Annotated in this window: 14 protein-coding genes; 10 read left to right on the plus strand and 4 right to left on the minus strand. The window is 38.2% G+C overall.

The features are described 5' to 3' along the window. Positions 1 to 11: 11 nt before the first annotated feature. From ACFO3P_RS18810 to uvrC, 3 genes are all read left to right on the plus strand, one after another. Positions 12 to 986: an electron transfer flavoprotein subunit alpha/FixB family protein gene (locus ACFO3P_RS18810; RefSeq protein WP_289584819.1), complete on the plus strand. Its 975-nt coding sequence runs from the start codon at positions 12 to 14 to the stop codon at positions 984 to 986. Between the two features lie 154 nt (positions 987 to 1140). After that, positions 1141 to 1455 carry a thioredoxin gene (gene trxA, locus ACFO3P_RS18815; RefSeq protein WP_042534434.1) on the plus strand — a complete coding sequence of 105 codons (315 nt, stop codon included), beginning with the start codon at positions 1141 to 1143 and terminating at the stop codon, positions 1453 to 1455. Positions 1456 to 1589: 134 nt separating this feature from the next. Next, entirely contained in the window at positions 1590 to 3395 is a 1806-nt protein-coding gene (gene uvrC / locus ACFO3P_RS18820) for an excinuclease ABC subunit UvrC (RefSeq protein WP_193062343.1), read from the plus strand. A gap of 34 nt (positions 3396 to 3429) precedes the next feature. On the opposite strand, the gene ACFO3P_RS18825 is transcribed toward uvrC, so the two are convergent. Next, positions 3430 to 3873 (minus strand): DUF2507 domain-containing protein, encoded by a 444-nt coding sequence (locus ACFO3P_RS18825; protein ID WP_244882405.1) that lies wholly within the window; start codon positions 3871 to 3873, stop codon positions 3430 to 3432. Positions 3874 to 4760: 887 nt separating this feature from the next. Between ACFO3P_RS18825 and ACFO3P_RS18830 the strand changes: the two genes are divergently transcribed. The 4 genes from ACFO3P_RS18830 (at position 4761) to ACFO3P_RS18845 (ending at position 8518) form a co-directional block, all read left to right on the plus strand. Next, positions 4761 to 5381: a succinate dehydrogenase cytochrome b558 subunit gene (locus ACFO3P_RS18830; protein ID WP_042534431.1), complete on the plus strand. Its 621-nt coding sequence runs from the start codon at positions 4761 to 4763 to the stop codon at positions 5379 to 5381. A 35-nt stretch (positions 5382 to 5416) separates the two neighbouring features. Further along, entirely contained in the window at positions 5417 to 7165 is a 1749-nt protein-coding gene (sdhA, locus tag ACFO3P_RS18835; RefSeq protein ID WP_042534430.1) for a succinate dehydrogenase flavoprotein subunit, read from the plus strand. 15 nt (positions 7166 to 7180) lie between these two features. Further along, positions 7181 to 7945, plus strand: coding sequence for a succinate dehydrogenase iron-sulfur subunit (gene sdhB, locus ACFO3P_RS18840; RefSeq protein WP_042534429.1), 765 nt, complete (start codon positions 7181 to 7183; stop codon positions 7943 to 7945). A gap of 132 nt (positions 7946 to 8077) precedes the next feature. After that, positions 8078 to 8518, plus strand: coding sequence for an acyl-CoA thioesterase (locus ACFO3P_RS18845; RefSeq protein ID WP_042534428.1), 441 nt, complete (start codon positions 8078 to 8080; stop codon positions 8516 to 8518). 210 nt (positions 8519 to 8728) lie between these two features. Here the strand turns inward: ACFO3P_RS18845 and ACFO3P_RS18850 are convergent, their stop codons facing one another. Both ACFO3P_RS18850 and ACFO3P_RS18855 read right to left on the minus strand, forming a co-directional pair. Further along, positions 8729 to 9106, minus strand: coding sequence for a PH domain-containing protein (locus ACFO3P_RS18850; RefSeq protein WP_193062402.1), 378 nt, complete (start codon positions 9104 to 9106; stop codon positions 8729 to 8731). Between the two features lie 24 nt (positions 9107 to 9130). Next, positions 9131 to 9520, minus strand: a complete 390-nt coding sequence (locus ACFO3P_RS18855; protein ID WP_193062341.1) for a helix-turn-helix domain-containing protein — start codon at positions 9518 to 9520, stop codon at positions 9131 to 9133. Positions 9521 to 9949: 429 nt separating this feature from the next. Here ACFO3P_RS18855 and ACFO3P_RS18860 point away from each other — a divergent pair, with 429 nt between their 5' ends. Further along, positions 9950 to 10774 carry an Ltp family lipoprotein gene (locus tag ACFO3P_RS18860; RefSeq protein ID WP_052485081.1) on the plus strand — a complete coding sequence of 275 codons (825 nt, stop codon included), beginning with the start codon at positions 9950 to 9952 and terminating at the stop codon, positions 10772 to 10774. A 361-nt stretch (positions 10775 to 11135) separates the two neighbouring features. On the opposite strand, the gene ACFO3P_RS18865 is transcribed toward ACFO3P_RS18860, so the two are convergent. Beyond that, positions 11136 to 11360, minus strand: a complete 225-nt coding sequence (locus ACFO3P_RS18865) for a helix-turn-helix domain-containing protein (RefSeq protein WP_040981732.1) — start codon at positions 11358 to 11360, stop codon at positions 11136 to 11138. 308 nt (positions 11361 to 11668) lie between these two features. On the opposite strand from ACFO3P_RS18865, the gene ACFO3P_RS18870 reads away from it, so the two are divergent. Both ACFO3P_RS18870 and racE read left to right on the plus strand, forming a co-directional pair. Then, positions 11669 to 12085 carry a MarR family winged helix-turn-helix transcriptional regulator gene (locus ACFO3P_RS18870; protein ID WP_175297093.1) on the plus strand — a complete coding sequence of 139 codons (417 nt, stop codon included), beginning with the start codon at positions 11669 to 11671 and terminating at the stop codon, positions 12083 to 12085. 25 nt (positions 12086 to 12110) lie between these two features. Then, positions 12111 to 12926, plus strand: a complete 816-nt coding sequence (racE, locus tag ACFO3P_RS18875; protein WP_042534426.1) for a glutamate racemase — start codon at positions 12111 to 12113, stop codon at positions 12924 to 12926. Positions 12927 to 12939: the final 13 nt, after the last annotated feature.

Consider the following 12939-nt stretch of genomic DNA (forward strand, 5'->3'; position numbering starts at 1 on the left):
GGATAATAATAATGAGCGATAAATTACTAGTGATTGGTGAAGTAAGAGATAATGATATAAGAAATGTTTCCTTTGAGGCAATTGCAGCGGCGAAGCAAATTGATGCGGATGCTGAAATTGTGGGTGTTTTATTCAGTGATAGTGATTTAACCAGTGCAGGTGAAGAACTAATTGCTTATGGGGCGGATAGTGTTGTTACAGTCACGCACGACAATTTGAAAACGTATACATCAGAAGGGTATGGACAGGCGGTTTTAGAAATTATCGATGAATTATCTCCAAAAGGAATTGTCATGGGGCATACCTCTATTGGAAAAGACCTGACACCAAAGGTTGCAAGCAGGCTGTCAGCAGGACTTATCTCTGACGTAGTAGACATTGAAAAAAATGGCGATGACAATGTATTTATTCGTCCTATCTATTCTGGAAAAGCATTTGAAAAGAAGACATTTGCAGATGATTTTATATTTGTAACGATTCGCCCGAATAATATAGCTGCTCTTGAAAAAGATGCTTCAAGATCTGGCGAAGTAAATACCAAGGATATAGATATTAAAGATTTACGTACCATTGTGAAGGATGTTGTCCGAAAAACCTCGGAGGGGGTTGACCTCTCAGAAGCAAATGTTATTGTAGCAGGCGGAAGAGGAGTGAAAAGTGCAGAGGGATTTAAATCGCTTTACGAGCTTGCAGATGTACTGGGAGGTGCTGTAGGTGCATCCAGAGGTGCCTGTGATGCTGACTATTGTGATTATGCGCTGCAAATTGGGCAGACCGGAAAAGTGGTAACTCCTGATTTATATATTGCGGTAGGTATTTCCGGTGCAATTCAGCATTTAGCCGGAATGTCTAATTCCAAAGTAATTGTTGCTATAAATAAAGATGCTGAATCAAATATCTTTAATATTGCTGACTATGGAATTGTTGGTGATTTATTTGAAGTCATCCCGCTGCTTATTGAAGAAATTAAAAAAGTAAAGGCATAAAGGAAATAAAAGGTCTGTGAGAAATGCTGAGACACAGGCCTTTTGAAAGTAATTTTAATCAATTCAAGCAAACTATTAGGAAGTATACTTATACGATGATATACTCATACTAAGCTTATGATAAGCTGCATGATGTTTTAAGGAGGTAAAAATAATGGCAATTAAACATGTAACGGATCAAAACTTTACAGACGAGACATCAAAAGGTCTTGTACTTGCAGACTTTTGGGCTCCATGGTGTGGACCTTGTAAAATGATTGCTCCTGTTTTAGAAGAAATTGATGGAGAAATGGAAGAAAAAGTACAGATCGTCAAATTAGATGTGGATGAAAACCAGGAAACAGCTGGGAAATTTGGTGTAATGAGTATACCGACACTTCTTTTATTCAAAGATGGAGAAGTGGTAGACCAGGTTATTGGTTTCCAACCTAAAGAGGCATTAACAGATTTAATTAATAAACATGCCTGATAAAGTCACGTTTTCGTTCTGTGGTGATACCTTATCACAGAACGGATTCTTTGATTTCTATTAGAAAAAAGAGAATCCCTTTGTCATCAAGCAGATGAAAAGGGATTTTCTGATGTATAAAGGGCTGGTTATAGATGAAAGAAGCAATTGAAAAAAAGTTGGCTATTCTTCCAATGCAGCCTGGCTGTTATTTAATGAAGGATAAGCATGGGACAATTATTTATGTAGGAAAATCTAAAAAGTTAAGAAATCGCGTTCGTTCTTATTTTCGCGGGGCGAATGACAGGAAAACGCAGCGTTTAGTCCAGGATATTGCAGATTTTGAATATATGGTTACGTCATCAGAGATTGAAGCACTTATTTTAGAAATGAATTTAATAAAAAAATATGATCCTAAATATAATGTAATGCTGAAGGATGATAAATCGTATCCTTATTTGAAGATTACATCTGAGCGGCACCCGAGGTTAATTGTCACAAGACAGTTAAAAAAAGATAAAGGAAAATATTTTGGTCCTTATCCTAACGTGATTGCGGCAAGGGAAACCAAAAAGCTTTTAGACCGAATCTATCCGCTCAGGAAATGTAATAATCCTCCCGGCAGACCGTGTCTTTATTATCATATGGGGCAATGCTTAGCCTGTGGTAAAAATCCGCCTTCTAAAGAAACGTATCAGCAAATTGTTCAAGAGATAACCTCCTTTTTACATGGTGGGTTTAAGGATATTCGCAACCGTTTGACAAGAGAAATGACAGAAGCAAGTGAAGTGCTGAATTTTGAAAGAGCAAAAGAACTTCGAGACACTATCCAATACATCGATGCAACGATGGAACAGCAAAAAATGGCTGCTAATGATTTAGTGAACAGGGATGTTTTTGGTTACAGCTATGATAAAGGCTGGATGTGTGTACAGGTTTTCTTTATCCGGCAAGGAAAGCTGATAGAACGCGATGTCAGTATATTCCCATTTTATGATAATGCGGAAGAAGCAATCGTCAGTTTTATTGCACGATTTTATTTGCAGGAAAACCATCTGAAGCCAAAGCAGGTATTAGTTCCGATAGGCATTGATGATGAGATATTGGAAAAATTACTTGAAGTCAATGTCCATACACCGCTTCGTGGCAGAAAAAAAGAAATGGTAGAATTAGCTGAAAAAAATGCAAAAATCGCTTTGAACGAGAAATTTCAATTAATTGAGCAGGATGAGGAAAGAACCTACCAAGCAATGGAGGATTTAGGAGATTACTTAAATATAGAGACACCTCGCCGGATTGAAGCGTTTGATAATTCGAATATTCAAGGAACAGATCCTGTATCGGCAATGATTGTTTTTGAGGATGGAAAACCGAATAAAAAAGAATATCGCAAATATAAAATCAAAGATGTCAAGGGACCAGATGATTATGAAACCATGCGGGAAGTAATACGCAGACGTTATACAAGAGTACTTCGCGAGGAGCTTCCTTTACCTGATTTAATTATTGTTGACGGGGGAAAAGGCCAGATGACATCAGCATCAGATGTGCTGGAAAATGAACTTGGTTTAAGTATTCCGCTTGCTGGACTTGCTAAGGATGACCGGCATAAAACCAGCGAATTATTATATGGGGAACCTCCAGAGGTCATTCCGTTAAAACGCCAATCGCAGGCCTTTTATTTAGTGCAGCGGATACAGGATGAGGTGCACCGCTTTGCCATTACCTTCCACAGGCAATTAAGAGGAAAAGGATTGTTTCAATCCGAGCTTGACCGTATCCCGGGGGTTGGAGAGAAGCGGCGCAAGCTTTTATTGACGCATTTTAAATCAGTAGAAGAAATTAAAAATGCCTCTTTAGAAGATATGCGTAAAATTGGCATACCCAAAAATATAGCTACAGAGGTTATCGGACATTTAAAGAAGCAGGAAGCAGAACAAAACGATCGTGAAATCGAATAAGTTTCGCGATCGTTTTGTTCAGTTTTAAAGATTATTAATCCTGTATATAAACCGTAAATTCAACTTGTTTCAGGCGACGGTGAACAGATTCAAGGCATTCACAATCTACGTCTTCCAGCTGCTGCAGCGCCTCTGCTATTATTCCGGCTTCTAAACGGAAATCGGTCTCCATATTTGATTTTAATTTCGCAACAATTGTATCGGATAGAAGGTAAAAGGTTTTTACGTTCTTTTTATCTTTTACTAAATCCAGGGTCCCTAAACCCATTTTTTCAAAAAATAAACTTAAATCTTCCAGACTGCTGAACTCAAATTTCCGTGCCAGATTTCTGCCTAAAAAATAAAGAAGTGTATCTTTTTCTTCCCCAAAAAGCTCCGGCAGACCAATATAGCGTAAAATATCATATCCCGCGCCGTCACTATATAATTGCTCTAACTCAGTTACATCTAATTTTTGATTGCTGCCATACTTTGACACTATTTTCATCCTTTCCTTCACGTCTCGCTCGTGTTACATGTCTATGGTTATTATGTATTGTTGTCTGTTGATTAGCAAGTATAGGAACTAGATAATTTAACTTTACTTGCGTGTTCATACAGGTCTCAGCCTGAGCAGGAAAAGGGGACTCCTTCACCGCCTGTCGTCCGGTCATTCGGTTATTTTTCCTGTCAGCTATATTTCGAGATTTTTGAACACTGCCATTAAATTAATAGATTATCCAAGAGATTAACATCATCTGGAACCGCAAACGAAGTTAAATATCTCTATTATAATAACATTCTCTGCGACTTTTCTAAATCTTTTTCTTGGTTTTCGTATGGTTTTGTTTCATTTTGATGTAAAAACGGCGATTATCTTATAGAATGATGCAATAATATAATTCAATTTCTCATGTAATAGACTCAACTATAGCACCTAAGAATAAGCATATATATCTTGTTGTTTCAGGATTATCAAGTTCTTCTTTATTGTGCTTGCTTTTTAGTTAAATCTGCTTTTTTGAACTAATGATAGTGCATAGCTCCGCTCCGTCCCCATGGAAAACAAAACAGTCCGCCGCAGCGGTATTTTACACTCCACCTTCTATTCTTTGTCAAGGGTGTTTTCGAAGGAACGGCCAACTCCTGTTTCTATGGAAATGAAGTTTCTTTTTAAGGTGCGAAAGTTGAGTAATAGAGATTTTAATAAATACTTTTCATTTTCTTAAAGAAGCCGGTCGGGAATTCTTGACGCTTTACAATGTAAGAAGTACAATAATAGATGTTATTGGCTGTACTATAAAAATAAATATTTACAATTTTGTAAAGCGCTTTATTTTTATAGTATACATATTATAGGGATTACGTTTCAAAAGGGGGGTAAACATGGCAGAACAACGTGAGTTCTTCTTTAGAAGACTACATTCGCTGCTGGGAGTTGTGCCGATTGGTATTTTCCTAGTACAACATTTATTTATCAATCATCTTGCTGTGTATGGAGAAGAAGTATTTAATACAGCAGCTGGTATTATGCACGAATTACCATTTGTATTGCTGCTGGAGACATTAGTAATCTATCTACCAATTTTGTTCCATGCGATTCTGGGTGTTTATATTGTTTTTACATCTAGATACAGTACACGACGTTATGGATTCTTCCGTAACTGGATGTTCGCACTACAGCGGGTTACTGGAATTATCCTTGTTATCTTCATTGCATGGCACGTATTTGAAACACGCGTTCAGCTTGCTTTAGGAAATGTGGATATCAACTATAGCTTGATGGAAGGCATCCTTTCCAGCACGCCGATGTTTTGGTTCTATGTGGTAGGGGTTCTTTCGGCTGTATTCCACTTCGCAAATGGATTGTGGAGCTTCATGGTAACATGGGGTATTACACAAACACCGAAATCACAGCGCATTTCTACGTATGTGTGTCTGATTGTATTTTTAGCAGTCGGCTATCTAGGTATAAGATCATTACTTGCATTCGCATATGGTGTATAAATAGTAATGGAATGAAAGAAGGAGTGAGCTAACGAATGAGTAAAAAAGTTGCTGTAGTCGGCGGCGGTCTGGCCGGTTTGATGGCTACGATCAAAGCCGCTGAAGCAGGAGTAAATGTAGATTTATTTTCTATCGTACCTGTAAAACGTTCTCACTCTGTATGTGCACAGGGCGGTATCAATGGAGCTGTTAATACAAAGGGAGAAGGGGATTCTCCAGATTTGCATTTTGATGATACAGTTTACGGCGGAGACTTTCTCGCCAATCAGCCGCAGGTAAAAGCAATGTGTGATGCTGCACCAGGTATTATACATATGTTTGACCGTATGGGAGTCATGTTTAACCGTACGCCGGAAGGGCTATTAGATTTCCGACGTTTTGGCGGTACGCAGATGCACCGTACAGCATATGCAGGGGCAACGACAGGACAACAATTATTATATGCATTAGATGAGCAGGTTCGCCGTTATGAGGTGGAAGGACTGGTCACTAAATTTGAAGGCTGGGAATTCCTTGAAGCGGTTATTGATGAAAACGGTGTAGGAAAAGGAATTGTGGCTCAAGATGTGAAAACACATGAAATTAGAGCATTTCGTTCAGATGCAACCATCTTTGCAACTGGAGGACCTGGTATCATTTTCGGGAAATCAACAAATTCCATGATCAATACAGGCTCTGCAGCAAGTAAGCTTTATTTGCAAGGTGCAAAATATGCAAATGGAGAATTTATCCAAATCCATCCGACTGCTATTCCGGGAGATGATAAACTAAGATTAATGAGTGAATCAGCTCGTGGGGAAGGCGGACGAGTTTGGACGTATAAAGATGGAGAACCTTGGTACTTCCTTGAAGAAAAATATCCGGCATATGGTAACCTTGTTCCTCGTGATATCGCAACACGTGAAATTTTTGATGTTTGCGTAAACCAAAAACTTGGTATCAATGGGGAAAACATGGTTTACCTTGATTTATCGCATAAAGATCCAAAAGAGCTTGATGTAAAACTCGGCGGAATTATTGAGATTTATGAGAAATTTGTCGGTGAAGATCCTCGTAAAGTGCCGATGAAAATCTTCCCTGCAGTTCACTATTCCATGGGTGGATTATGGGTTGATGAGAAGCAAATGACAAGCATTCCTGGAATTTTTGCTGCTGGTGAATGTGATTATTCACAGCATGGCGGAAATCGCCTGGGTGCGAATTCCCTGTTATCCGCAATCTATGGCGGTATGGTGGCAGGTCCAAATGCTATTGAATATATTGATGGGCTGGAGGAGCATGTGGAAGAGCTTCCGGATGAACTCTATCAATCTCGTGAAGAAGCAGAACAAAGCGATTTTGAAAAGCTGATGAATATGCAGGGAACAGAAAATGCATATCAAATCCATAAAGAGCTTGGAGACTGGATGACAGATAACGTAACAGTGGTACGTGAAAATGAAAAGCTGTTAAAAACGGATGAGAAAATCGTCGAATTGATGGAGCGCTGGGAAAATATCAATATTAATGATACGACCCGCTGGAGCAACCAAGGAGTTATGTTCACCCGTCAATTAAAGCATATGCTTCAATTAGCACGAGTGATTACCATTGGTGCATATAACCGGAACGAAAGCCGCGGAGCACATTATAAACCGGAGTTTCCGGAAAGAAATGATGAGGAATGGTTAAAAACAACTGTTGCTGAATACAATGCGGAAAAGAATGAGCCTGTATTTAGTTATGAAGATGTAGATATTTCCTTGATTCCCCCTCGGAAACGAGATTATACAACAAAACATTAGAAAGGAGTAAACGAAATGGCTGAACAAAGTAAAGTTACCTTTATTATAACTAGACAAGACGGTCCGGACGCTGCTCCTTATGAGGAAACGTTTGAGATACCTTATAGACAGAATATGAATGTTATTTCTGCTTTAATGGAAATCCGAAAAAATCCTGTAAACAGCAAAGGAGAGCAAACCACACCAGTCATGTGGGACATGAACTGCTTAGAGGAGGTTTGCGGCGCTTGTTCAATGGTTATTAATGGAACAGCAAGGCAGTCCTGTGCGGCATTGGTTGATCAGCTGGAGCAGCCTATCCGTTTAGAGCCGATGGCCACATTCGATGTTGTCCGTGACCTTATCGTCGACCGTGATCGCATGTTTGAAGCTTTAAAACAAGTAAAAGCATGGATTCCAATCGACGGTACGCATGATTTAGGTCCTGGACCGCGCATGCCGGAGAATAAACGCCAATGGGCATATGAGCTGTCTAAATGTATGACATGCGGTGTTTGTCTGGAAGCTTGTCCGAACGTAAATGACAGTTCCAATTTCATTGGTCCTGCTGCTATTTCCCAAGCACGTTTATTTAACGCGCATCCAACTGGTGAAATGAATGCCAGTGACCGTTTAAACGGTTTAATGGAAGACGGCGGAATTGACGGCTGCGGAAATTCTCAAAACTGTGTACAAGTTTGTCCAAAAGGAATTCCTCTGACAACTTCTATCGCAGCAATGAACCGCGCGACCAATATCCAAGCATTTAAAAACTTCTTTGGAAGCGACACAGCACTTTAATAGGTGATGGATAACAAGCGAAAAACCCTAACCACTAATCCGGTCAGGGTTTTTCTTCAACTGAAAATGAAAACGTTTTAATTAAAAGATAGAGATTGATATAAAATTGTACAAGAGAGAGGAAAAAGTTGTATGCCCCGTATTCCTTATATTGAAGATTTTTCGGCATGGGAGAAAGATTTTTCTTTCTATATCCCTATATCTGTCCGATTTTCTGAAACAGATATGTATGGTCATGTGAATAATGTTTCCCCATTTATTTATTTTGAAGAAGCGCGTATTGCCTATTTAAACAGTATCGGTTTTTTATCAAAGGATATGCGTCAAAAAGACGGAATTATTGTTGCTGATTTGCAATGTAATTATCTGAAGGAGCTCTATTTTGGCGATGATATTCGTGTTTATGTAAAAACAGCATCTGTCGGCAATACTTCTTTTGATATTCACTATAAGGTGATGAGAGAAGAGGAGGCCATCCTGACAGCTCGAGGAAGGCTAGTTTATATTGATACAGAAAAGAAAGCCCCAAAAAAGCTGTCTGATGCATTAAAGCAGAAGCTGCTGGAGACATGATCTATATTAATCGCGTTCAAACTAGATGGACACGAAGAGAATGAATAGCCAGGCTGAACGTCTAAATAGAAAAAGCTGGATGGATGATAGTTTTTTATCGTCCATCCAGCTTGCGCATTATTTAGCTCTTCTGTTTTCGCTGCTTTCAAAGAGCTTTCTTAGTTTTTAATTCCTTTCTTCTAGTTAGTAGCTAATTTTTTCTAAATGAATTTAAACTACTACTGAAGCAAGAACTTTTTGAATATCATAAATATTAGTGTCTTTCTTAAATGTTTTAGAAACAAGCGGATTGACTCCGCCTGAAATCCATATTTTAAGTTCCGCATCCATATCAAAATGTCCGGCAGTCTCCACGCTGAAATGGGAGATGCTTTTATACAGTATGGAATGATATTCTGTTTTCTTGCCGGTTAAACCTTGTTTGTCAACCAAAATCAGACGTTTATTGGTGAAAATAAATAAATCACGAATAACTTTAAAAGCTGCGCTTACTTCTTCCCCTTCAATAAATAATTGCTCGTATTCTTTCATGATTTCCTTTTCATCTACGTTTGAAGCATTTCCCATTAAACCATCTAAAATTCCCATCATTTCGTCCCCCAGTTTTATAGTTTATTTATTATACTTTTGTTTCTTCATAGCCATATCTGTAATGTATGTAAAATATTTCTCTAATTCTTTCATTTCATCCGGGCCCATTGCCTCCCATCGATCAATCTCGTGGAATCTCGAACACTCCACCCTATATTCTTTAATCAAACGACTGATTTCCGAGATTGGATTGAATTCATTTTCTAAATTTCTATTATCTGTCCTGCCTAGCAGGTAGTCCACACTTACTTCGAAATAGTCAGCTAATTTAACTACTAAATTATAATCTGGTGTTCTTGTTCCTTTTTCATAAGCAGTATATGCAGGGCGAGTGACACCAATAATAATTGATATTTCTTGTTGGGTATTTTTCTTTTCATTCCTTAATGCTGCTAATCTTTGATTAAGCATTTATTTTTATCCTCCCTATAACTATATTTTACAGTAACAATGTGTTACTTGAAATGGAATGTAACAAATAGCGACTATTCATATAAAAATCTATAAAAAAGTAACAATATGAAACTGTAATCAATTGTAACCTTAATAAGGGAGACGTGAAAAACTAAAAAAGTCAAAATACATTTCTTGAAAGCCTGTAGCAGCAAATTTAGATGTTGGATAGGAATAGAAAAGAAATGGTTTAATAAATAGGTGAGATATTCTCTGGAGCTAAAGAAAAATGAAAAAGAAATGCAGAATAAGGAAAGGATATTCCTATTCATATGTAATTTAATTAATTTAAGAAAATTTTTTAGTTATAAAAAAGATAAATACTATCTATTACTATTTGATTATATATGGTAAAATTTACTTATTACATATACAGGGGTGATCAATATGTCAAAAGAAAGAAAGCGTGTTTTGAAAAAATGGCAGTTTTTTCTAATCGCGATAATCGCAGCCGCAGCAATTTTAAGCGGTTGCGGGGATGAAGGAGAGGCAGCAGAAGAACCGGATCAAGATGAAATGAATAATGAGGAGGAGACTAAAGAAGCAGAGGAAGAAGCTGCCGAGGAGGAAGAGTCTGAAGAAGCAGAAGAACTTGCTGAAGCGGAGGAGCTTGAAGAAACGGAAGAAATAGAGGAAGAAACGGTTGAAGCGGAGGAGCCTGAAGAAGCAGAGGAGAATCCGGCTGAAGTGGAGGAATCCGAAGAGGCAGAAGAGGATCTGGCTGAAGTGATAGAACCGGAAGAAGTTGAAGAAGAACTTGTTGAAGAGGAAGCATCTGGAGAAAGCTTCTCTCAACAAAATGCAGTGAGCGCAGCTGGCGATTATTTAAATTTTACAGCTTTTTCAGAAAGCGGTTTGATAGAACAACTGGAATTTGAAGGATTTACAAATGAAGAAGCTGTTTATGCAGTCAATCAATTGGATGCAGATTGGCAAGAACAAGCAGTTTTATCGGCAGAGGATTATATAGCATTTACTAGCTTTTCAGAAAGCGGCTTGGTAGAACAGCTGGAATTTGAAGGATTCAGCAATGAACATGCGGTGAATGCAGTCAGTCAATTAGATGTAAATTGGCAGGAGCAAGCAGTATTAACAGCAGAAGATTATTTGTCTTATTCCAGTTTTTCCAAAAGCGGCTTGATTGATCAGCTCGTGTTTGAAGGGTTCAGCAATGAGCATGCTACGTATGCTGCAGAGCAAGTAGGCTTTTAAAAAGATAAATAGTATAAAAGTCACCCTGAAAATAGGGTGGCTTTTTCTTATATAAAATCTGAAGGGGCAGATTTATTATGCGGCGAGCATTTGATTGTTAAACCTTTCATTACTTTTAAAAATAAAAAGTCTGAGCTCTTTTTTCAAAGCTCAGACTAAAAAGCACCTTCATATAGCCTTAGTTTATACCTGTAAGGAATGACGATAAAGTATACGATTGTATGGTGAGTCCTGCCGTAGCATCTCACCACTGAATGCATGTATTGATTTGAGTTCAAAACAAAAATAGAATAAAAAAGAAAATAAATGTATTTTGATCTCGAACGACATGCTGGTGTATCATTTTTTCTTTTTTGTGTGTTTACAGTTTTAATTCGCCCATGCGAAGCAATTCAACAACAGCCTGTGAACGGCCTTTTACCCCCAGTTTTTGCATCGCGTTTGAAATGTGGTTCCTCACAGTTTTTTCTGAGATGAATAGCTCTTGGGCAATCTCTTTTGTTGTTTTATCTTGTACCAATAGTTCAAACACTTCTTTCTCGCGTTTGGTCAGCAGCTGCTTCGGTTTATACCCATTATCCTTCAAATGTTACCCCCTCCTTGCTTTATAGAACTGCATCATGAAGGGAAATTATTTAGTCGATATAGCTTATGAAGGCTGAAACAAAAGAGTGCGTACATTTTTAAAGGTATTTGCCTTGGACGGCTTTAAAAAAGTTTTCAAGAAGCGATTTTTAGTTTACTATGTAATACAAGCAGCAAGAAAATGACTTCATAACCATTGCTATTTAATTAGTGTTAAAATACCAGGAGCAATTCTTACTTTTAGGGGGTATCAATGTGGAAAAAAATAAAGAATTGGAAAAGAATAAAGATGTAGAAGCAGTGAATAAAATGGAAAAACAATTAAGGTATATTTCTGGCATGATTAAACAAAATGGCAGGAAAATATTACATCATTATCCGATTACTTCGCCGCAGTTTATTGCCTTGCAGTGGCTGCTGGAAGAAGGAGATTTGACCGTTGGCGAATTGTCGAACCGTATTAGCCATGCATTTAGTACGACGACAGACTTAGTTGACCGTTTAGAGAAAAATGAATTAGTAGAGCGTGTCCGCGATACAAATGACCGGCGCGTGGTGCGCATCCATCTTCTGGAAAAAGGGAAGCATATTATTGAAGAAGTAATCCAAAAACGTCAGGAATATTTGCAGGATGTTTTATCTTCATTTTCAGATGAGCAGAAAGAAACGTTGAATGATTTGTTAGGCTTTTTGCATGATGAAATGAAGCAAGTTAATGAGAAGTAGCAATAGCAAAAAGGGAGAGAGCGCTTTGGAACAGCCAATTGGTGTAATAGATTCAGGAGTGGGCGGGTTAACGGTTGTTCATGAACTAATGAGACAGCTGCCTAAAGAGCCGCTTATTTACTTAGGAGATACAGAAAGATGCCCATACGGACCGAGAACGAAAGAAGAGGTAAAACAATTCACATGGGAAATGGTCCGTTTTTTACTTAAAAAAAATATAAAAATGCTTGTGATTGCTTGTAATACGGCAACCGCATTTACAATAGAAGAGTTACAAGAAAAATTGGATATTCCGGTTATTGGCGTTATCAAGCCTGGCGCGAGGGCTGCAATCAAATCTACGGAGAATAATTATATCGGTGTAATTGGAACAGAAGGAACGGTGCAGAGCGGTGCATATAGTTATGCACTACGTCAAATCAAGTCTGATATTGAGGTTATTTCTTTAGCTTGCCCTGCTTTTGTTCCGATGGTGGAAAAAGGGATCCTGGACGGGCCGGAAGCAAAACAAGTAGTGGAAACAACCCTGGTGCCTATTTTAGAGCATGATCAAATGGATACATTGATTTTAGGCTGTACGCATTATCCACTATTAAAGGATACTATTCAAGCGGTGGCAGGAGAGAAAATTACTGTTATTTCTTCCAGTGAAGAAACGGCAAGAGAGACGAGTACAACATTAGATATTCATCAAATTGCGAATGGCGATGACCCGATGCCGCCCCATGAATTTTATGCGACAGGAGATTTGAATATTTTTATCGAAATCACACAGAAGATTTTTAAAGATAGTAATTTTGGTGTGCTGACAATTAAACATGCAGATTTGCGTCATGTTTAATCTCAGTAGCTTT

Origin of the sequence: Oceanobacillus aidingensis, from assembly GCF_042654105.1 — a bacterium.
GTDB lineage: Bacteria > Bacillota > Bacilli > Bacillales > Amphibacillaceae > Oceanobacillus > Oceanobacillus oncorhynchi.